This is a genomic window from Streptomyces sp. NPDC002845, from assembly GCF_053591955.1.
Genome location: NZ_JBSFUU010000014.1, coordinates 14,459 through 35,474 on the forward strand (window position 1 = coordinate 14,459; position 21,016 = coordinate 35,474).

A 21,016-nucleotide genomic window follows, 5' to 3' on the forward strand; every position below is an offset into this window, starting at 1 on the left:
GGCGCTCGTGACGATCTACGTCGACCCACCGACCTGGCCGGGGCACGGCCGGCTCTGGTCCCACCTCGTCAGCGACGTCTCGTACGACGAACTCCACGCCTTCGCCCGCGAGCTGGGCATCCCGGAGCGCGCCTTCGAGCGGGACCACTACGACATCCCGTCGCACCGGTACGCGGACGTCGTGCGGGCCGGGGCCGTCGAGGTGCGCAGCCGTGAGGTGGTGCGGTTGCTTACGGGGGCGGGGTTGCGGAGGCCGAAGGGGCGGCCTGCGGCGCCGTCGACTCCGTAGGTTCCGCCCGTTCGGGGGTGAACCAGGTCTCGGCCTCGTGGCGGATGCCGATCTCCGAAGCCTTGAGGGCAACGTCCCGCAGGGGCATGCCGATCTCCAGCGCCACGGTGGCCAGGGTGACCAGCGAGATCCATGGGCCGCGGGGAAGGGCGGGCGGCGGGGTGTCGGCCGGGGAGTGAAGAGCTGCGAGCAGTTCCTCTTCCAGACGGCGTTCCTCGGTCCACTCCTCCGTGGGCGGTACGACGGTGAAGCCTAGGTCGGTGAGGGAAGCGGTGATGTCGTCGGTGCCCGCCGACTGGTGCGTGTGGAGGGCGACGGCATGCAGGGCCGCCGGGGAGACGGGGCCGAAGTCTCCGGGCTCCGGGTAGTTCCCGAAGTACAGGGCCTCGGTGTCCTGGTTGCGGAATCGGGAGACGACGTCGGGGGCGAAGGCGAAGCGGTATCCCAGGGAGGCGAGCCGGGCGACCGCTTCCGCGAGGGAGATCTCGGCTTCGTGTGAGATGCCCACCACTTGGTTCAGGGACACGGGTCGGCGCAGGTCGGACAGCTCGGGGGCAGCACTGAGAAAGGCGATGTCCTCCCGAGAGGGCAGCTGTTCGTCGTCGGGCACCTCGGACACCGTGTATCCGAGCTCGCGCAGTCGTTCCGCGAGGGCGCGGGCAGGGCGGGTGAGGCGACGGGAGGCGGCGGCCGTATAGCGGAGCGGCACCTCCCGATCCACTTTGACCTGCGGTTCGTGAGTGAGGAGAGCCCGGTCGTCGTCCGTCAGCTCGGGCATCTCCGACACATCCTGCGGCATGAGGAAACCGAGTTCTCCCAGGAACTCCGCAACGAAGTGCAGGGTGAGGCTCGTCGCATGGGCCACCGCCGTCAGCTGGGCCGCGCAGACCCGCACGGCCGCCTCGGGCAAGGGCGGTCTGTCGTACGACTCCCACAGCTGGTGGATGATGTTCAGCTCCTCCTCGCTCCAGTGCGCCCGCACCGGGTACTCCACTGGGACCGTGAACCCTAGCTCCGCCAGCCGCCCGGCGGCCTGGGCCGTGGAGCAGCCAGCCAGTGCCGCGCTGACGCAGATCTGGGCAGCCGACAGTGCCGTGCCGGGTGCCAGCCACTTCGCCAGGTTGCCCAGCGGTCGGAGCAGAGGCAGGTCGGAGCACTCGACGGCATCACAGCCCGACAGCGACTCGGTGCGGTAGCCCAGGCTGTTCAGACGCTCCGCGACCTCGGACGGCGGCCGCTCCACCTTGGAACTCAGCTCGAAGAGGTCCGCCGTGCCTACGGGCTGGGCGGGGTCGCGCCAGGAGAACAGCATGCCGAGGCTCAGCAGACCGGTGTTGATGAGCGGTTCGGAAGGTGGGGAGATGCCGAACCCGGCTATCTGCGGGCCCTTGATCCAATCGGCAAGTGAGTTCGTCCACATCGGGAATCTCGAGTAGCCGGTGACCAACAGCCTGAAGTCCGACGGACGGGCGCAGAGCGCGTCCATCGTGTCGGTGCCGGGCAGCGAGACGGGACCACCGAGTCCGGCCCGGTACAGCGCGCGCAGCCGCCATCGCAGCACGAGCGGGGGCATGGTGGTGAGGAACGAGGCAGCCCACCTCTGCTCAGTGTCCGTGTAGGTGCCGGTGACCAGGGGCAGCAGGTCGACGTCGGGTGGAAAGAAGCCCACCCGACTGAAGGGTGCCGAGACCTCGTCGTGGAGCCTCCAGGGAAGGTCGGCGCGGCGCGCATGCTCGGCCACGCAGTCGGCGAAGGCCATGGACCAACGGCTCGCGCCCTCCAGCCAGTCTCCGTTGGGCAGTTCGAGCCCGGGGCGCGTGAGACTGGCGGCTGCGGCGGTCATCCGCGCGGTCACGTGGTCGTGGTCGTAGGAGCGCAGGCTCTTGCGATCCACCGTCAGTTCGGGCGCCTGCTCACCGTTCAGGTTGACGACGACGCCGTACAGGGGACGGTCGTATCGCCTCTGTCGGCCCTCTGCGTACAGGCCGTCCGCCAGGATGACTCCTTCGCCCTCGATCCACCACAGGTCGGGGTCCCCCGACGGGATGCAGATCGTGCGGAGTTTCTCGGCATAGCGCCGGTGGATGCTGGACCTCTCCAGGGCGGCGGGAGACAGCTCCCCCGGCTCCCACTCATGTTCGCGGGCCCCATGCTTGGCCACCGTCCGGTACGGAGCCACCCACAGGACCTTCTGCAGGGCGTCCACACACGACACCGACCTCCGCTCCTGGCTGAGCAGCAGCTCGACCGTGGTTCCGGCGTCCTGCCCCGGTCCCAGGTCGTCCACCCGGAAGAAGTTGCCCGGCCCGGCGATCGTCACTTGCAGCAAGCGCCCTGGCCGCCCCTCCCGGTCCAGTCGGCAGGTGCTCACGACGATCTCGTCGGCGAGCATGAAGTAGCTCAGCACACCGATCCCGAAACGCGAGTTGGGGTGGAGCTCCAGCTTCGGACCGGGCAGTTCCGCCCAGGCAGCCTGCTCCTCGATGTACTCGGGGAGGTCGACGAAGCGTGCGCCGCCCTGGGAGAAGACGGTGCTCAGCTCCGTGATGCCCATGCCGATGCCGTTGTCCTGGCACTTCAGATAGGGGCGGCCGTCGGAGTGGACCCCCTGGGCGAACTCGATGCGGCCGCGTTCCCAGGGATCGACCCCCGGGTGGTTCATGCGTCGCAAGTACTCGGTACGGCACTCTCGGTAGCGGACCGCGTCCAGTGCGTTCTGGTACAGCTCGCGGACGGCCAGCTCGCTGTCGCCGTACAGCTCCTCTCCCATCAGCAACTCCTGGACGCGGTCCTCGGCCAGTTGGAAGCGGATGCCGTCGGAGAGCTGGTCGGGGGTGTTGCCGTCGAGCTGTACGCGGCTTCCGTCGGCGTACGGTGGGAGTGTGCAGAGCGGGGCCAGGACGGGGTTGTCACCGCGGTTGATGTCGCGCAGCAGCAGGTCGACACGGGCCGCGTGCTCGCGCAGCGCGACCTGGATCGCCGGGTGGGTGCACATGGCGTTGAGGGAACGTCCCAGGCCGGAGACGCGCCAGTCGGAGCGCTGCACCGTGGTTCGCAGCGCCTCCAGATTGACGCTGTCGCGGACGCCGATGTGCTCGACGACGATCTCTGGCAGGTCCACCGGGTCCACGGCCATGGCGTACGCCGCCTTGACCAGGGCGGTGACCAGGGGTGCGCGCACCTCCTGCTCGTAGAGGCCGCTGGCGTCGATGATCTCGCGGTCCTCCTGGTGCGGCCGGGGTCCGTGCAGCACCGGATCAGTGGTGGCCCGCCGCATGGTGAACGGGATGGTCCGATGCTCTCGCAGCAGCCGCATCAGGCGTTCGCCGGAGAGGGCGTCGCTGATCCACGGATGCTCCCCGTCGGAGGTCACGTCACCGAGGAGCGCCTTGAGGCGCTCGGCCGTGTATAGGTCCGGCTGCTGGATCAACCAGCGGTGGAAGAGCCACCACTGGATGTGCTTCGTCGAGTCGTCTGCGGTCTTCGAACCGGCCGACGTCCTCGAGCCGCCCGCGGTCCTCTTGTGCTCCAGGGCGAGCAGTCGGCGCTTGAGCCGGGGGAAGCCCTGGGCGAACTTGTGGAAGCGGGCCTGGTCGGGCCCCGGGGCCGCCGGGTTCGGGTTGAGGACGCCGAGACGCTGGGCTGCCTCCTGCGCCCAGAAGGTCTGGGTGACGAGGGGGAACAGGAAGGCGAGTGCGGCCTCGGCCGGCGACAGCCGTACCCCGTCCGCCCGTCCGACCAGGAATCCCAGCCGCTCGTGCGCCCGCGCGGCCAGTTCGGGGTCGTGCCACGGGTCGTTGCCCAGCGCCGACGCCGCCTTCTCGTACGCCGCCGCCAGCCGGCCCGCCAGCGTGCCGCAGATCTGCTGGAGGGTCTCCCGTGCGGGGCCCTCGGGGGTGTGATGCCACACGGGGTGTTTGTCGACGCCGCGTACCCACGGGTGGAGCTCGGTTCGCCGATCGGTGCCCGGGAGCAGCGGGAAGTCGCCGCCGTCGGCGTCCGTTTCGCAGGTGACCATGACCTGCTGCGGCGCCTGGGGCTTGCCGTAGGCGCGGTGGAACGTGTTGACCCGCTCCTGCACCTGTTGGGCGAACTCACGCAGGCGCAGAGCGTGCGGATCACCGATGATCACGTCGGACACGGCGCGCGAGAACATGCTGAACGACTCGCCCTCCTGGGTCCCGACGTCGAAACCGGGGCGCAGCACGTCCGACTCCCGAACGAACAGGGCGACTTGGGGCTTCGCGCACGCGTGCACGTACGCGACCTTTCGGCGCAGCGTGCTGATGATCTTGGGGGGCTGCCACCGCCGGGTCCCCGGTATGGCCTTGGTGTCCAGCTCCATGCCCTCGCGGCAGGCGTCGACCAGGAAGACGACGCGTTCCGCGGGGGACGCCTCGACCTCTTTTTGCCAGCCGATTTCGATGCAGCTGTCGGTGAACGGCCGAGTGTCAGAGGTGGCGTCCTCCGGGACCAGATAGTCCTTGCCGTCGAAGTGGACCCCGTGCCCGCTCAGCAGGATGAGCAGGGTGTCGCCGCGGCCGGCGTCGCGCAGGAAACGGTGGACGGCGCCGCGCACGGTGTTCTGTGTGGTGCCGTATCTGCTCTCCAGAATGTCGGCCTGCAGGAAGCCGCGGCCGATCAGGACCTCACGCAGCCGCTGCAGGTCGTCGCGGACGAAGGGCAGGCGTCCGATGCTCGGGTCGTCGAAGTCACTGGCCCCGATGAGCAGCGCCTTGTGCTGTGGCATGGGCGGTGCCGGGTCAGGCGGGACGCTTGAACGTCAGCGTCAGACCCCGGGTGCCCTGCATCTGCCCGGTTCCGATGAGCTGGACGCCTCCGCTCGCGGTGACCTGGAAGGAGAGCTGCGCCTCGGCGAGCGGAAGCGGGCCGCCGCGGTCGGAGACCTCCTGGAAGATCCGCTGCAGGGCATCGACGGTGTCGGCGAGGCTCTTGCGGAACGGGCCGAGGGGCACTGAGCGCAGTACGGCGTCACCGTCGCGGCTGAACAGGCCCATGGTGTCGTTGTCCTGCGCGCCCAGCGCGATGTCCTCGGCGGTGGCCGTCACCCAGAAGGGGAGGGACAGCTCGTCCGCCGGTGCCTCGATCACCGCGTCTTCCACTCTCGCGACGGCCTCGGCTGCCCGTCCCCCGTCCACGGCGTGCTCGACCATGCTGCCCCTGCCCCCTTTGGCCATGCCTCGCCCTGTCACGCTGTCATGGCGCTTCATCGGTGAATAGCTGGAGAGCCAACTTTAGTTCCCGCAGGGGCATTTGCGGACGATGATGAACGGGCTCGCATCGATCGACCCCGCTCGCACAGTGTCTTCCGGTCTCAACTACGCAGATCGGAACCGCAGTTCGTACGCGAACTGCTCCCCGTCCTCCCCCTCGTCACCGACCCGGCTGAACCCGGCGCGCGAAACAACCCCCTGCGACGGGGTGTTGACCTTGTCGACGACCGCGAACAGGGACCGGACATCCTCTCGCCCCCGCGCCCAGTCGGCCAGCGCGCGCAGCGCCTCGGTGGCGTAGCCGTGGCCGCGGGCGGATTCGACCAGGTCGTAGCCGATCTCGGTGCGGCCCTCGTCGTCGGGGGCGCCGTGGAAGCCCAGGGCGCCGATCGCGCGGCCGTCCTCCGTGCGGACCAGCGCGAACATGCCCCACTCGGGCCGGTGCGTCCCGGCCTCGTACGCCTTGAGCAGCATCCCGGCGCCGGTCCGCGTCCCCTCGACCGGTCCGCCCTCGATCCACTCGAACCCGCCGGTGCCGCCCAGGGCGAGATCGGTGGCGGCCGCGGGGGTCACGCCTTGGAGGACGAGGCGCTCGGCGGGGATGTGGAGCGGGTTGCTCCAGCGCCACTCGGTGACGGGGGCGCGGCCGGGCAGGTCCGCGCGGCCGGTCGCCCACAGGAGGGTGGGCCAGGGGGCGGGGCCGGGCCGGACGTGCGGGAAGAGGCGGATGAGGACGTCCGCGCAGAGCTCGGCCGGGGCCTCGTACGGCGGCAGGCCCAGGCCCTCGGCGATGTCGTGCGTGTGGAGCAGGATCTCCGTCACGCCCATCGCGGCGAAGCCCTCGCGGTCGGCGGCGCGGAACGGGGCCGGGTGGAAGGCGCGGACGTGCCGGGGTGTGGCGCGGACGGTGACGGCGAGCAGCGTGGCCGTTGTCTCGATGGCCTGGAGCACGCCGTCGTCGCCGGCCTCGTCGTCCATGGCGAGTTCGAAGGGTACCCAGCCCTCGGTCACCCGCCCCGCCAGGTTCGCCGCGTACCCGAGCAGACAGTCGGCGACGTGCACCGCCGTCTCGCGGCAACTCCACTCCAGACGTCCGGCCTTGGCCCCCGTCCAGTCCTGCTCGACGGCCGTCCGCAGCAGCCCGAGGCTGTGCGCGACGGCTTCCTGTACCTGGTCCCCACCCATAGGCCGCATGGCCGTGAGGATAGGGAGGATCAGGTGCGGAGGCGATCGATTTCCGCGCCGATGTTCCGGCGCGCCGCCGCCTCCCACTCCCGCTCCCCGTACGGCGTCCTGAACAGCCTCGGCAGGGCGAGCAGCTGGCGCAGTACGGCGGCGCGGCCCGCGCGGAAGGCGTCGTCGGGTACGAAGGCGTACTCCTCGCGGACGGCGGCCGTGTAGCGCTCGTACGCCTCCGGGGGCGCCGCCAGGATCGCGAGGTCGGCGTCGCAGAGGACGGCGCCGTTGGTGTCGCCGGGCGCGGGGTCGTGGGTGACGGTGAGGCGGACCAGGCGGGCGACCTCCGCCGCCTTCGCCCCGGGCACCCCTGCCTCGGGGAGGGCGCGTTCGGCCAGGCGGGCGGAGCGTTCTTCGTTCGTGGACCGCTCCGGGAGGTACACGGCGTCGTGGAACCAGGCCGCCAGCCGTACGAGGTCCGGGTCCGCCGCGTACTCCTCCAGTACGTCGATGTGGTCCAGGACCGCGGTCAGGTGATCGACGGTGTGGTACTTGCGCTGCGGCTCCGACCAGCGTTTGAGCAGGTTGTCGGCGTAGAGGGAGGGGTCGGGGTGCTCGGCGCCGTCGCGGGCGGGGAGGAGGGTGCGGAGCCAGCGGGAGCGGAGCGTGTCGAAGTCGTGGGGCTGGTCGTGGGGCAAGTCGTTGGGCATGCGGGCATTGTGCGGGTCGCGCGGGAGGCTGTGCCCGGCGGTGGTGTCCTCATAGCGTGGGCCCATGACTCCTGTGACTCCTGCAGACGCACACCACGTACGTGAACGGGACCCCGAACTGCCCGGAAGGCTCCTGGCCGTCGAGCGGGACGTGCTGCTCCCGCTGTTGCGGGCCCGGCCGGAGGAGGACTTCGCGGTGCGGACCGCGTGTCCGGGGTGGACGGTGCGGCATGTGCTGGCGCACTGCTCGGCGGCGTTGACGAGGGTGGTGGAGAGGCGGTTCGAGGAGGGCGTCTTCAGCCCCGAGTCCAACGACCGCGACATCGCCGAACGCGCCGACTGGCCCCTCTCCGCCGTCCTCGACGAACTGGAACGGGGCATGACGGAAGCGGGCCCGGCCATCGCCAAGGCCGGTGGCGCCCTCGACGGGGTGGGCCTCGGCGAGTGGGTTCACGCTGGTGACGTACGGGACGCCTGGGGAGAGCCGGGCGCGTACGCGGGCGAGGCCCTGCCCCTCGCCCTCACCCTCCTGGCCCACCTCACCCACGAGCGGGGCCGCCCGTCCCTCCACGCCGACCTCGACGACATGGACGAGCCGCTCTTCCTGGGCGCCCCTTCCGGCGACACCTCACCGGCCCGCTACATCGGCGACGCCGCCACCCTCGTACGGCTGCACACGGGGCGGCCGTTGACGGGGACGCGGTACGAGTTGGTGGGGGTGACGGAGGGGGAGTTGAACATTTACGGGTGACGGAGCCGGTTCTCTGTGGGTGAAGGGCCCCTTCGGTCGTCGTACCCTTAGATTGGACTAGACCTGTAGCCGCTCCAGGGACCCTCCAGAGGGCCGACGACATCCGAGGAAGGGGTCCTATGGCCACGCGTGCGCTCCTGGAGGTGATCGCCCTCGACGCGGAGGACGCGGTCGCCGCTCAGGCCGGAGGGGCGGACCGGCTGGAGCTGGTCACCGACATGGCCGCGGACGGGCTCACGCCGTCGGTCGGGACGTTCGTCGAGGTCAGGGCGGCGGTGGACATCCCGGTGCGGGTGATGCTGCGGCCGGGGGACGGGTTCGCGGCGAGAGATGTCGACGCCTTGCTCCGGGGCGCGCGGGAGATGCGGGGCGCTGGGGCCGAGGAGTTCGTGTTCGGGTTCCTGGGGGAGGACGGCGGGGCCGATCCGGAGGCCGTGGAGCGGCTGGCGGGGGAGCTGGACGGGTGCCGGTGGACGTTCCACCGGGCGATCGACCGCGCCGCCGACCGCGACGCCCTGCGCAAGCAGCTCGCCGACCTGCCGGGACTCGACACCTACCTCACGGCCGGGTCGGCGGACGGCGTCGACGCCGGCCTGCCCGTCCTCCTCGCCGAGGCCGAGTCCGCCCGCCGCCGCGAGCCCGGCCACACCCAACGCCTCCTCGTCGGCGGCGGCCTCCGCCTCGACCACCTCCCGCGCCTGCGCGCCGCGGGCGTCGACGCCTTCCACGTCGGGGGCGCGGCCCGGCCGGGCGGCTGGGCCGCGCCGGTCGCCGCCAGTGCCGTACGGGAATGGCGTACGGCACTGGACGGGTGACCGACCGGTCTTCTTCTCCCCAGCCCTGGGCCTGATGTGATGTCACGTCACGGATCGATATCCGCCACGTAGTTGTTGTGTGCGGAACGGCCCTCGGCGATCACTCTCTGCCCTCCGACGTGCATAGTTGAAGCGCTTCGGTCGAACCGGGGCATGACATGTTTCAGTCACAGGGGGACAAGGCTCCATGCCATCCATACGCCGCCGCGGCCTCGCGGCAGCCGCTGCCGTGATCGCCGCGGTGCTGGTCACCACCACGGCCTGCAGCAAGACGGACGACGAGACGAAGGCCGGTGCGGACGCGTCGTCCACCGCCCAGTCGGACACCGCGGACACCGCGGACATCGACACGGGCGAGAACAGTGACGGTGACACGACCATCGGGGGCCTCAAGCTCCCCGAGGGCCTGCCCACCGAACTCACCGGCGACGCCCTGCAGAAGTGGCAGGAGGGCGGCTGGGAAGACTTCGACGACTGGGCATCCAAGGCCGAGGACTTCGCCAACCCGTACATCGAGGACTTCTGGACGCCCGAGCGCATCGCCGATGCCAAGGCCTCGATGCCCGGCATGGTCGAGGCCGGCAACACGGCCTCCGGGTCCGGCGGCACCACCAGGGCGTGGATGCCCGACGGCAAGGTGCGCAAGCAGCGGGCGGCGAAGGTCAAGGCGACGTACCACCGCCACGCCCCGCCCGTGGGCAAGCTCTTCTTCACCACGCCCCAGGGGTCGAGCGTCTGCTCGGCGGCGGTCGTGAAGGACCCCGCGCACCCCGGCAAGTCCAACCTCGTGTGGACCGCCGGCCACTGTGTGCACGCGGGCAAGGGCGGCGGCTGGTACCGCAACATCGCCTTCTCGCCCTCCTTCAACAACAGCGCCAAGCTCAACATCCAGCAGGCGGCGCGCAATTACCGCGCCAAGAACGTCTCCCCGTACGGCCTGTACTGGGTCGACTGGGCCACCACCTCCGGCGCCTGGATCAAGGGCGGCGCGGCCAGCAAGGGCACGACGGCCGCCGCGTACGACTACGCCGTACTGCATGTGAAGCCCGAGAGCGGCTCCAAGTCCCTGGAGGAACGGCTCGGTTCGGCGCTTCCGGTGTGGTTCAACGCCCCGGCCGCCAACAAGGTCAAGAACATGAAGGTCCGCGGCTACCCGGCCGAGTCCCCGTACGACGGCTCGAAGATGTACCACTGCCAGGGCGCCACCAAGCGCTTCGTGCTCGGCACCCGCTACCCGAGCAGGCACCCGGCCCAGTACATGGTCGGCTGCACCATGAACGGCGGCGCCTCGGGCGGACCTTGGTTCATGCGCCACAAGGGCCGTACGTATCTGGTGTCGAACAACTCCCTGAGTGACCGGTCGTCGTTCATCACGGGACCGCGGCTCGGCAAGAACGCCAAGCAGGTGTACGTGGCGACCAGCAACAAGTTCAAGTAGGCCTGCTGCTTTTCTGCGGCCCCCGGCGTTATGGCGTTGTGCCGGGGGGCCGCGGTGCGTCAGCCCAGCTGGGGCGGCAGCGGTGCTGCGTGCGTCACGATCAGGCCCGACACCGCTCGCGTCAGCGCCACGTACAGGCGGCGCAGGCCGGTCCGTTCGTCCGGTTCGCCGTCGACGACGGCTCGCGGCTCGTCCAGTACGACGTAGTCGTACTCAAGTCCCTTGGCGAGCGAGGCCGGTACGAGGGTGAGCCGGGTCTCGTACGTCGTCTCCTCGCCCGGCGCGAGACAGCTGATCCCGGCCGCCGAGAGCGCCTCGGCCAGGGCGGGGACGCGGGCGTCGGCGGCGATGAGACCGACCGAGCCCTCGTTGCGGAGCAACTCCTCGCAGGCGGCGACCACTTGGGCGTCGGACGCGATGGGCCGTACCTCGAAGAAGCCCGGGTTCTCACGGACCGAGGCGACCGGGGTCAGGCCGGGCGCGATGTGGGGGAGGAGGCGGGAGGCGTAGGTGATGACGTCGGTCGGTACGCGGAAACCGGCCGTCAGCTCCTCGACCAGCGCGTCCGGCTTCCCGAGATGCCCGAGCGCCTCCTCCCAACTCCGCGTGGCCCAGGGCGTGGTGCCCTGCGCGAGGTCGCCGAGGACGGTCGCGGAACCGGTGGTGCAGCGGCGGCCGACGGCCCGGTACTGCATGGCGGACAGGTCCTGCGCCTCGTCGAGCACGACATGCCCGAGGGAGTGCGTGCGCTGCACGAGGTCGGTCGCCTCGTCGATCAGCACGGCATCGGGGGCTGACCACTTGGCGGTCTTCGTGCTCCGCGCGGGCTTGGCCCAGAGGATGGCCTTCTGCTCGTCCTCCGTCAGGATGCCGTCCGCGTGTACGGCGAGGAAGTCCGCGTCGGAGAGGAGGCGCAGGACGAGTTTCGCCGGGTCGACGGGCGGCCAGATCGCCTTCACGGCGGCCTTCACCGCGGGGTTGCGGGCCACGGCGTCCTGCACGCGGTCGTCGGGGGCCTCGCCCGAGCGCTCCATCTGCACGAGTACGGCGTGCGCGATCCGCTGCGGCAGGGCCTCGCGGGCGGCGCCGTAGCGGATGTCGCGGTCGAGCAACTCCCGCACCATGTCTTCGAGTTCGTACGCCGGTACGCGCCAGCGCCGGGAGCCGCGTACGACCACGACCGGTTCGGTGGGCGGCGTGACGTGCGAGCGGACGGCCCGGCGGAGCACCTCCGCCATACGGGCGTCGCCCTTGACGACGGCGGTGGCCGCGTCGTCGGTCCCCCGCACCTCGACATGCGCGACCAGGTCGTCGACGGTCGCCTGCTTGACCTCCAACTCGCCGAGCGCGGGCAGCACTTGCTCGATGTAGTGGAGGAAGGAGCGGTTCGGCCCGATGACCAGGGTGCCGGTGCGGGCGAGGCGCTCACGGTGGGCGTAGAGGAGGTACGCGACGCGGTGGAGGCCGACGGCGGTCTTCCCGGTGCCCGGGCCGCCCTGTACGCACAGCGAGCCGGACAGGTCCGACCGTACGATCTCGTCCTGCTCGGGCTGGATGGTCGCCACGATGTCCCGCATCGGGCCGACGCGCGGGCGCTCGATCTCCTGCTGGAGCAGCTTGCTGGTGGCGGCCGCCGCCTCGGTCGGGTCCGAGAGGTGCTCGTCCTCGTACGCGGTGAGGTCCCCGCCCGTGTAGCCGAACCGGCGGCGCAGCGCGACATCCATCGGGTCCGTCTTGGACGCCCGGTAGAACGGCTGCGACACGGGCGCGCGCCAGTCGATGACCATGGGGTCGCCGTCGGCGTCGTGCACATGCCGGCGCCCGATGTAGAACTTCTCGCCCTCCGCCCCCTCTGCCTGGTCGGCGCCCGGTTCATGCAGATAGTCGAGGCGGCCGAAGAAGAGCGGGGTGCCACTGAGGTCGGCGAGTGCCTTGATCCGCTCGTCGATCTGGTGGGCGAGCGCTTCGGCGTTCACCCAGTTCGCGGTGACGTCCCGGATGTCGAGCGACTCCACGTCCTTGCGCATCGCGCGGAGGGCGGCCCGGGAGGCGGTGAGGTGGGAGCGTTCACGGGAGAGGGGGTCGTCGGACGTGGACGTGGACAAGGGGGTGCCTCCGGGGGCCTGCTGCGTGAGCGTGCGACTGCTGAGCGTGTGTCTGAGGGAGCCGACCGGTTTCCGTCCGGACGGCGGCGCTCCACGTCGGGAGGCGGGCAAGAGCGGAGAGTTTAGGTGAGGGGGAGGGGCGGGGGCCAACCGTTTTCCGGGCACGGGCCCCGGACCCCGTGTCCAGTGCACGGATCCCGGGCCCCGTGTCCAGTGCACGAGCCTCGTGCCCCGTGCCCCGTGCACTGGACCAGGTCCCCCTAGGGGATCAGGTCACTCCGGAGACGTACGGGAGGGCGGACCTGAGGGCGGACCTGAGGGTGACGAGGGAGCGACCTGAGGGTGAGGCGAGGGCCCTGGAGGTTAGGTCTCTGGACCGACGCAATCCGTGGGCCCGAGTCCCATCATGGAGTCATGAGTGCAGCGACCTTCTCCCCAGCCCCTGGCCGACACGGCCGGCCGAGCGGCGCGAGCGCACTGGCCGACGGCCAACAGCACCATCGCATAGGTGACGCCCTGCGCGCGATCAGGGTGTTCGCGGGCGCGGCGTTCAGAGTGATCGTGCTCGGTGAGTACGCGGAGGAGGCGGGCGTACGCCGTAGGTGACCGGCCCGCCCGCCCGGCCTCAGCTCTCCGCGAGCAGCTCGTCCGCGTCCATGATCCGATAGGCGTACCCCTGCTCGGCCAGGAACCGCTGGCGATGGGCGGCGAAGTCCTGGTCGAGGGTGTCCCGCGCCACGACCGAGTAGAAGTGGGCCTGATGCCCGTCGGCCTTCGGCCGCAGCACCCGCCCCAGCCGCTGCGCCTCCTCCTGCCGCGACCCGAAGGTCCCCGACACCTGAATGGCGACGGTTGCCTCCGGCAGGTCGATGGAGAAATTGGCGACCTTGGACACGACGAGGACGCTGATCTCACCCTCCCGGAACGCGTCGAAGAGCTTCTCCCGCTGAGCGTTGGAGGTCTCCCCCTTGATGACCGGCGCGTCCAAGTGCTCGCCCAGCTCGTCGAGCTGGTCGATGTACTGCCCGATGACGAGGATCTGCTGCCCCGCGAAGCGCCGTACGAGCGCCTCCGCTACCTTCCGCTTGGTCGCGGTCGTCGCACAGAAGCGGTACTTCTCCTCGGTCTCGGCCGTGGCGTACGCGAGCCGCTCGGACTCCGTCAGATTGACCCGCACCTCGACACAGTCGGCGGGCGCGATGTACCCCTGCGCCTCGATCTCCTTCCACGGAGCGTCGAACCGCTTGGGCCCGATGAGCGAGAACACGTCCGACTCCCGCCCGTCCTCCCGCACGAGCGTGGCCGTGAGCCCCAGCCGCCGCCGCGCCTGCAGATCAGCGGTGAACTTGAAGACGGGCGCGGGCAGCAGATGCACCTCGTCGTAGACGATGAGCCCCCAGTCGCGGGAGTCGAAGAGCTCCAGGTGGGGATAGATCCCCTTCCGCTTCGTGGTGAGCACCTGATACGTGGCGATGGTGACGGGCCGGATCTCTTTCCGCGTCCCGCTGTACTCACCGATCTCGTCCTCGGTGAGACTCGTGCGCCTCACGAGCTCGTGCTTCCACTGCCGGGCGGAGACGGTGTTCGTGACAAGGATGAGGGTGGTCGCCTTGGCCTGAGCCATGGACCCGGCCCCGACAAGCGTCTTGCCGGCCCCACAGGGCAGTACGACAACCCCTGACCCGCCGTGCCAGAAGTTCTCCACGGCCTGCTTCTGGTACGGCCGCAGCGCCCACCCGTCCTCGGCCAGCTCGATCGGATGCGCCTCACCGTCGACGTACCCGGCGAGATCCTCGGCCGGCCACCCCAGCTTCAGCAGCACCTGCTTGATCTGCCCGCGCTCGGACGGATGCACGGCGACGCTGTCCGGATCGATCCGGGTGCCCACGAGCGGAGCGACCCGCTTCGACCGCAGGATCTCTTCGAGCACGGGCCGGTCGGTGGTGGTCAGCACCAGTCCGTGGGCCGGATGCTTGCTGAGCGTCAGCCGCCCGTACCGGTCCATCGTCTCGGCGATGTCCACGAGCAGCGCGTGCGGCACCGGATACCGGCTGTACTGCACCAACGCGTCCACGACCTGCTCGGCGTCATGCCCGGCCGCCCGCGCGTTCCACAGCCCCAGCGGCGTCACCCGATACGTGTGGATGTGCTCCGGAGCCCGCTCCAGCTCCGCGAACGGTGCGATCGCCCGGCGGCAGTCATCGGCCTGCTCGTGGTCGACTTCGAGGAGCAGGGTCTTGTCGCTCTGGACGATTAGGCAGGACACGCGTACCTCCGCGGATTGGATCGTCAGCATGACAGACACCACACCTGTCACGGCTCGGGCCATGCCCCGTGCCCGGCGCCGGAACGGCGTTCCGGCCGGCGCGCCGGGTATGCGCGCCGCTATCCATGTTCGCCTATCGCGGGAAACGGACGCGACGACTTCTCCCGAGCGCCGACGCGCGGCGTGCGAGGTGGTCAGGAGATCATGCGAGGTGGTCAGGAGATGAGGATGCCGATGCCGTCCCCCAGCTGCCTCAGTCCGAGTACGAAGAACAGGACGGCAAGCACAGCGGTGTTGTGCTGCGCGGACCAGTCCTTCCAGCTGCCGAGCGTCCGCTGCGCCCGCTCGCCCATGACCAGGTAGACACCCAGGGGCACCAGAAGCCCGAGCGATGCGATGATCACGAATACCGTCAGCGACGCGACCTGCTGCCCGACGGGAATCCCGGACGCCGCGATCGCGGCACTCGCGGCGATGGTCAGCGGGGCGTTCTTGATGTTGGCCGCCGACAGCGCCACCGCAAGCCCGAAGATCTTGACCGGTGAGAGACGGTCGATCGCAGCGATCCATTTCGGCAGCTGCACCTGCGAGGGGTCCGCGGGACGCCGTCGCCACTGCCGGGCGCCGGACAGGAGGAGCAGCACTCCCAGGCCGAGTTTCAGTCCGCCCACCCACCGGGCCGGCTGCTTTTCGACGGAGGCTTCCGCCGGGCCGGCGATCGCCAGCATCACAGCGCCGAGAGCCGACAGCCCCAGAACCCAGCCCGCGAGGAACAGCAAGCCGTTGCGACGGCCTCGGGGTGTGGCGAGGACGAGAATGATCGCCATGACGGGGAGCGGGCTGATCGCGACACCCGCGGCCAGGCTCAGCACCTCGCCGAGTGTCCTGCCCATGGCTGCCTCCGGGCGGTGATCGGGGCCCGGCCGACCTGACTCGGCGGATTCCACCCGCCGCCATCATCCGACCGTGTACGCACCGACCGCGCGGCACGCGCGGTGAACGGGTGAGCCACGCGCCCCGGCCGCAGCGCCGCGCGGTCGCTCCTCCCGCGGCGCCTCACCCCGTTGGGCCCGGTGGGCATGCGCACCTGCCGAGGCCCTTCGAAGCTGGAGGCCCATCGCGCCGTATGGAGCTGGAGATCCCATGAGGCTTGTCGTTGATCTCAACCGATGTCAGGGGTACGCCCAGTGCGCCTTCCTCGCGCCGGAGGTGTTCACCATGCACGGTGACGAGGCGTTGATGTACGACCCGCGGGCCGACGACGCGCAGCGCGAGCACGTACGGCGGGCGGCGGAGGCGTGCCCCGTCAAGGCCATCACCGTGGAGAGCCCGGACGGGGAGAGCATCGAACAGAAGGTGGGGGCTTCCCATGTCGGTTGACGGTTCTCTTGAGAGGCTCCGGCGCGAGGGGCACATTGTCGTCGTGGGTGCCTCCCTGGCGGGGCTGCGGGCCGCCGAGACACTCCGTGAGGAAGGCTTCACGGGCACGCTGACCTTGGTCAGTGACGAGCCCCACGAACCGTACGACCGACCGCCGCTGTCCAAGCAGGTCCTGCTCGGCAAGGTGCCGTCGGACCATACGGCCCTGCCCCGGCGCCGACCGCTGGACGCGCGGTGGCGGCTCGGCGCCGCGGCCACCGGACTGGATGTGGCGGGCAAGCGTGTGCACCTCGACGGCGGCGACACGGTGGAGTACGACCGGCTGCTGATCACCACTGGTGTCCGGGCCCGGCCCTGGCCGCACGAGCTGGAGGCCGAGCTCGACGGGGTCTTCGTCCTGCGGACCAAAGACGACGCCGAGCGGCTGCACCGCAAGCTGAGCGCGGGGCCGCGCCGGGTCCTGGTGATCGGGGCCGGATTCACCGGCTCCGAGATCGCCTCCGTCTGCCGTGAGCGGGGACTTCCCGTCACGGTCGCGGAGCGCGGCCAGGCACCGCTGGTGGGTGCGCTCGGCAGCGTGGTGGGCGAGGTGGCCGCGGATCTCCAGCGTGAGCACGGTGTCGATCTGCGGTGCGGGGTGATGGTCACCGGACTGGAGGGGGACTCCGCGGGGCGGCTGAGGTGCGCCCACCTGTCCGACGGCACCGCGGTCGAGGTCGACGTGGCGGTCGTGTGCCTCGGCGCGACCCGCAACACCGAGTGGCTCGCGGGATCCGGTCTGGCCGCCGGCCCGCGCGGGATCGCCTGCGACGCCGGATGCCGGGCCTTCGACGTCCGGGGCATCGTCACCGACGATGTCTTCGCCGCCGGAGATGTCGCCCGCTCCCCGCAGCCGCTGTTCGGCTACCAGTTCCTGTCTCTCGAACACTGGGGCAACGCGGTCGCCCAGGCCGAGGTCGCGGCACACAACATGATCAACGCCAGCTGGGACCGCCGTCCGCACATCGAGACGCCCGCCTTCTGGTCCGCCCAGTTCGGCATCAACATCAAGTCCATCGGGGTGCCCTCCATGGGGGAGGAACTCATCGTCACCCAGGGCTCACTCACCGAGCGCCGCTTCACCGCGGTCTACGGGCACCAGGGCCGCATGATCGCAGCCGTCACCTTCGACCAGGGCAAATGGCTGGAGTTCTACCAGCGGCAGATCGAACAGGCCGCGTCGTTCCCGCCCGAGTTCCCCACCGTCGACCGGAGGCCCGAGGGGATGCACCCCGTGCCGGCCGGCTTCCCCGACCCCTCACTCCCCAACCACGGCCCCACGGTCACGCTCAGTGGCTACTCGCCGTCCGAGCGGCGGATCTCATTCACCCCCGCACGCGCCTGACCCGCGTACCGGGCACGGACGCCCCTGGAGCCTGTGTCACATCCCCGGCCGGGCGCCCGCCGCCTGGCACGCACTCCCCCACTGCCTTAAGGGCGTGGGGGGACCCCCAGCCGCGTTGCCGAAACGCCCACGTGGCTCCTCCCCCACGCTCGAACCGGCTTCGCTCGGCTCGCGCGGGGGCACCCCCATCGAGGGCGCTCCGGCGCCTTGCGATCGCACGCTCCCCCACGCTCGAACCGAGTTCGCGCGGGATGTACCCCCATCGCCGCCGTGCGCTGATCCGGCCGGAGATGTGACACAGGCTCTTACGAATGACCCGGAACGCCCCGAAAGGAATCCGCCCATGGCCTCGGCCGCGCTCCTGCACCAGATCACCGATCACGCCAACCGCGCCGACCCCTACCCCCTGTACGCCGAACTCCGTAAGACGCCTGTCGTCCGGGACGCGGAGGGGCCGTATCTGGTCAGCACCTACTGGGAGATCCGCAGTCTGCTCCACGACCCTCGCGTCAGCTCCGACGTCCGCAACCTGAGCCCCGACGCCCCCAGGCCCCTCAGCCAGGAGGATGACCCGAACCTGCCGCCCACCTTCCTCAAGCTCGACCCTCCCGAGCACGATCGGCTGCGGCGGCTGGCCATGAGGTCCTTCGGGCCCCCGCACACCCCCCGACGGATCTTCGACATGCGCGGCGAACTCGCCTCCATCGTCGGTGAACTCATCGACGGCTTCCGGGACCGGGACCGGATCGACCTCGTCGACAACTTCTCCTACCCCTTCCCCGTCACGGTGATCTGCAGGCTGCTGGGTATCCCCCACGAGGACGAGCCACGCTTCCACGTCTGGGCCGACATCCTCGCCGCCAGCATCGACCCGTCACAGGCGTCGGCTCAGGAGCGCGAAGCGCAGCTGCAGACCGTCCGCCAGGCACGTACCGAGCTCGCCGCCTATCTCTCCGGCCTGATCGAGGAGCGCCGCCGCTCGCCCCGCGACGACATGCTCTCCGCCATGGCCACCGGCCACGGACCGGACGGCGAGATGTCCCCGCTGGAAATGCTCAGCACCTCGGCCCTGCTGCTGATCGCCGGCCACGAGACCACGGTCAACCTGATCACCAACGGAATGCTCACCCTGCTGCGTCACCCCGACGTCCTCCAGCGGCTGCGTGACGACCCCGGCCTGGCCGTCCCGATGGTGGAAGAGCTGCTGCGCTACGAGCCGCCGGTACACCTCCTGCCCCAGCGCACCACGCTCACGGACATCGACATCGCCGGGACCACCATCCCCAGAGCCGCCTCCCTCTGGCTGGTGCTCGCCTCGGGCAACCGGGATCCCCAGCGCTTCCTCGACCCCGACCGCTTCATCCCCGAGCGTCCGGACAACCAGCACCTGGGATTCGGCAGCGGCATCCACAGCTGCTTCGGCGCTCCCCTCGCCAGGCTGGAGGCCCAGATCGCCCTGACCGAGCTGGCCCGCCGGCTCGACAATCCCCGCCTGGTGGAGGACCCGCCCCCGTACCGCCAGAACGCGGTCCTCCGCGGGCCCCGGCATCTGGAGGTCGCCTTCGACGGCCTCAGGCCCTAGGGACTCCCCCCGGGGACCCCGGCGCCGTCGCGCTGCCGGTCGAGCGCGTCGTCGAGGGTGGCGGCCGCCATGATCAGCGCCAGATGGGTGAACGCCTGCGGGAAGTTGCCCAGTTGCTCGCCGCTGGGACCGATCTCCTCGGCGAAGAGGCCGACGTGGTTGGCGTAGGTGTGCATCTTCTCGAAGGCGTAGCGGGCCGGCCGGAGACGGCCGGCCCGGGCCAGCGCGTCCACGTACAGGAAGGTGCACAGGCTGAAGCTGCCTTCCGAGCCACGCAGGCCATCGGGGGAGGCCGTGGGGTCGTAGCGGTACACCAGGCTGTCGGAGACCAGCGTGCGGTCCATCGCGTCCAGCGTCGACAGCCAGCTCTCGGTGCGCGGGGCCAGGAATCCGACACGGGGGATGAGCAGGAGGGACGCGTCCAGGACATCGCCGCCGTAGCACTGGACGAGGCTCTGCTCCTTCGCGTTCCATCCGCGCTCCATCACCTGCTCCAGGATGGCGTCCCGGGCGGCGGTCCAGCGGGCCGTGTCCGCGGGACGGCTGTACTCGGCCGCCAGTCGCAGCCCGCGGTCGAAGGCGACCCAGGACATGACCCGGCTGAAGGTGAAGTCCTGGCGCCCGCCACGGGTCTCCCAGATGCCTTCGTCGGAGCGGTCCCAGGAGTCGACGAGCCAGTCCAGGGTCCGGGCGAGGTTCTTCCAGCCGTGGTAACCGGCCCGCATGGCGATCTCGCGGCCCTCCGCCAGGGCGTACAGGGCCTCGCCGTAGATGTCGAGCTGCAACTGGTCGGCGGCGGCGTTCCCGACCCGCACCGGGTACGACCCCCGGTAGCCCTCGAAGTGCTCCAGGACCTCCTCCGTCAGCAGGGGATCCCCATCGACCCGGTACATGATCTGCAGAGGCTCTTCTCCGGCGCCCTCCTGGCCTCGGAGGCGGTCTCCCAGCCAGCTCGTGAACCGCGCCGCCTCCTCGGCGAAGCCGAGGTCGAGCAGTGCGCGTACGGACAGGGAGCCGTCACGGACCCAGGTGTAGCGGTAGTCCCAGTTCCGTTCGCCTCCGATCTGCTCGGGCAGGCCCATGGTGGCCGCCGCGACGGGGGCACCCGTGGGGGCGTAGGTGAGCAGTTTGAGGGTGATGGCGGAACGGTGCACCATGCCGGGCCACCGGCCGCGGTAGCGGGAGGTGCGTATCCATCGCTGCCAGAAGTCCACCACCTCCTCCAGCTGCTCGATCACGCCGCCCGGGACCAGGGGACGCGGCGCCTTCCCGTCCGGTCCGCTCACCGTGAGCACGGCGGTGGCGACCTCCCCGGCACGGAGCGTGACCTCACCCCGTACGTCCTGGGCACCCTGCCCCCGTACGTCCCGTGTGCCCTGGACCTCGGGCCGCAGGGGAAACGTGCTCTGCAGGTACGCGGTGACATCCGGCGCCCGGAATACGGCGGTCCCGTCCCGCAGGTCGAGACCGTGGGCGGCGCGGCCGTAGTCGAATCGCGGCCGGCACTCCAGAGCGAAGCGCATGGTGCCGCGTACGGCCCGCACACCACGGACCAGGACGTGCCGGTCCGTGGGCGTGCCCGTACGGTCCGGCGGCATGAAGTCGAAGACCTCGCCGACCCCGTCAGGGGTCATGAACCGCGTGACCAGGACCGCGGTGTCCGGATAGTAGAGCTGCTTGCAGTTGGCGCCCCGGACGTCGGGGGCGAAGCGGAAGTAGCCGCCGCGGTCGTGGTCGAGCAGGGCGGCGAAGACACTGGGTGAGTCGAACCGAGGCGCCGGGAACCAGTCCACAACTCCCCGGGAAGAGACCAGAGCGGCCGTCTGCAGGTCGCCGACGAGGCCGTGGTCTTCGATGTGCGGATACCGATCCGTGAGATCCATGAT

16 protein-coding genes are annotated in these 21,016 nt (G+C 70.5%); 8 read left to right on the forward strand and 8 right to left on the reverse strand.

Features of this window, described 5'->3' with window-relative positions; all coding sequences use genetic code 11:
• Positions 1-7: 7 nt before the first annotated feature.
• Positions 8-289, forward strand: a complete 282-nt coding sequence (locus ACWD3C_RS12635; protein WP_451142980.1) for a DUF4031 domain-containing protein — start codon at positions 8-10, stop codon at positions 287-289.
• Here the strand turns inward: ACWD3C_RS12635 and ACWD3C_RS12640 are convergent.
• The 4 genes from ACWD3C_RS12640 to ACWD3C_RS12655 form a co-directional block, all read right to left on the reverse strand.
• Positions 231-5,039 (reverse strand): HD domain-containing protein, encoded by a 4,809-nt coding sequence (locus tag ACWD3C_RS12640; protein ID WP_451142982.1) that lies wholly within the window; start codon positions 5,037-5,039, stop codon positions 231-233. The two genes, ACWD3C_RS12635 and ACWD3C_RS12640, sit on opposite strands and share 59 nt — an antisense overlap.
• A 13-nt stretch (positions 5,040-5,052) precedes the next feature.
• Positions 5,053-5,463: a Pepco domain-containing protein gene (locus ACWD3C_RS12645; RefSeq protein WP_451142984.1), complete on the reverse strand. Its 411-nt coding sequence runs from the start codon at positions 5,461-5,463 to the stop codon at positions 5,053-5,055.
• Positions 5,464-5,628: 165 nt separating this feature from the next.
• Positions 5,629-6,717 carry a GNAT family N-acetyltransferase gene (locus ACWD3C_RS12650; RefSeq protein ID WP_451142986.1) on the reverse strand — a complete coding sequence of 363 codons (1,089 nt, stop codon included), beginning with the start codon at positions 6,715-6,717 and terminating at the stop codon, positions 5,629-5,631.
• A 20-nt stretch (positions 6,718-6,737) separates the two neighbouring features.
• A complete protein-coding gene (locus tag ACWD3C_RS12655; RefSeq protein ID WP_451143213.1) occupies positions 6,738-7,409 on the reverse strand; it encodes an HD domain-containing protein in 672 nt (223 codons plus the stop codon).
• Between the two features lie 64 nt (positions 7,410-7,473).
• Here ACWD3C_RS12655 and ACWD3C_RS12660 point away from each other — a divergent pair, with 64 nt between their 5' ends.
• From ACWD3C_RS12660 to ACWD3C_RS12670, 3 genes are all read left to right on the forward strand, one after another.
• A complete protein-coding gene (locus ACWD3C_RS12660) occupies positions 7,474-8,160 on the forward strand; it encodes a maleylpyruvate isomerase family mycothiol-dependent enzyme (protein WP_451142988.1) in 687 nt (228 codons plus the stop codon).
• A gap of 119 nt (positions 8,161-8,279) precedes the next feature.
• A complete protein-coding gene (locus ACWD3C_RS12665) occupies positions 8,280-8,975 on the forward strand; it encodes a copper homeostasis protein CutC (protein ID WP_451142990.1) in 696 nt (231 codons plus the stop codon).
• 187 nt (positions 8,976-9,162) lie between these two features.
• Entirely contained in the window at positions 9,163-10,413 is a 1,251-nt protein-coding gene (locus ACWD3C_RS12670) for a trypsin-like serine peptidase (RefSeq protein ID WP_451142992.1), read from the forward strand.
• Between the two features lie 59 nt (positions 10,414-10,472).
• Here the strand turns inward: ACWD3C_RS12670 and ACWD3C_RS12675 are convergent, their stop codons facing one another.
• Entirely contained in the window at positions 10,473-12,440 is a 1,968-nt protein-coding gene (locus ACWD3C_RS12675) for a HelD family protein (RefSeq protein ID WP_451143215.1), read from the reverse strand.
• A gap of 492 nt (positions 12,441-12,932) precedes the next feature.
• Here ACWD3C_RS12675 and ACWD3C_RS12680 point away from each other — a divergent pair, with 492 nt between their 5' ends.
• A complete protein-coding gene (locus ACWD3C_RS12680) occupies positions 12,933-13,124 on the forward strand; it encodes a hypothetical protein (protein ID WP_451142994.1) in 192 nt (63 codons plus the stop codon).
• A 19-nt stretch (positions 13,125-13,143) separates the two neighbouring features.
• On the opposite strand, the gene ACWD3C_RS12685 is transcribed toward ACWD3C_RS12680, so the two are convergent.
• Both ACWD3C_RS12685 and ACWD3C_RS12690 read right to left on the reverse strand, forming a co-directional pair.
• Positions 13,144-14,814, reverse strand: a complete 1,671-nt coding sequence (locus ACWD3C_RS12685) for a DNA repair helicase XPB (RefSeq protein ID WP_451142996.1) — start codon at positions 14,812-14,814, stop codon at positions 13,144-13,146.
• A gap of 185 nt (positions 14,815-14,999) precedes the next feature.
• Positions 15,000-15,677, reverse strand: a complete 678-nt coding sequence (locus ACWD3C_RS12690) for a GAP family protein (RefSeq protein ID WP_451142998.1) — start codon at positions 15,675-15,677, stop codon at positions 15,000-15,002.
• Positions 15,678-15,927: 250 nt separating this feature from the next.
• Here ACWD3C_RS12690 and ACWD3C_RS12695 point away from each other — a divergent pair, with 250 nt between their 5' ends.
• The 3 genes from ACWD3C_RS12695 to ACWD3C_RS12705 all read left to right on the forward strand — a co-directional run bounded on the left by ACWD3C_RS12695 (position 15,928) and on the right by ACWD3C_RS12705 (position 19,130).
• Positions 15,928-16,164: a ferredoxin gene (locus ACWD3C_RS12695; RefSeq protein ID WP_451143000.1), complete on the forward strand. Its 237-nt coding sequence runs from the start codon at positions 15,928-15,930 to the stop codon at positions 16,162-16,164.
• On the forward strand, positions 16,154-17,548 hold the full coding sequence (locus ACWD3C_RS12700; protein ID WP_451143002.1) for an NAD(P)/FAD-dependent oxidoreductase: 1,395 nt from the start codon (positions 16,154-16,156) through the stop codon (positions 17,546-17,548). The genes ACWD3C_RS12695 and ACWD3C_RS12700 overlap by 11 nt, the downstream gene beginning before the upstream one ends.
• Positions 17,549-17,891: 343 nt before the next feature.
• Positions 17,892-19,130 carry a cytochrome P450 gene (locus ACWD3C_RS12705; protein ID WP_451143004.1) on the forward strand — a complete coding sequence of 413 codons (1,239 nt, stop codon included), beginning with the start codon at positions 17,892-17,894 and terminating at the stop codon, positions 19,128-19,130.
• On the opposite strand, the gene ACWD3C_RS12710 is transcribed toward ACWD3C_RS12705, so the two are convergent.
• A complete protein-coding gene (locus ACWD3C_RS12710; protein WP_451143006.1) occupies positions 19,127-21,013 on the reverse strand; it encodes a glycoside hydrolase family 15 protein in 1,887 nt (628 codons plus the stop codon). The genes ACWD3C_RS12705 and ACWD3C_RS12710 overlap by 4 nt on opposite strands.
• Between the last annotated feature and the right edge of the window lie 3 nt (positions 21,014-21,016).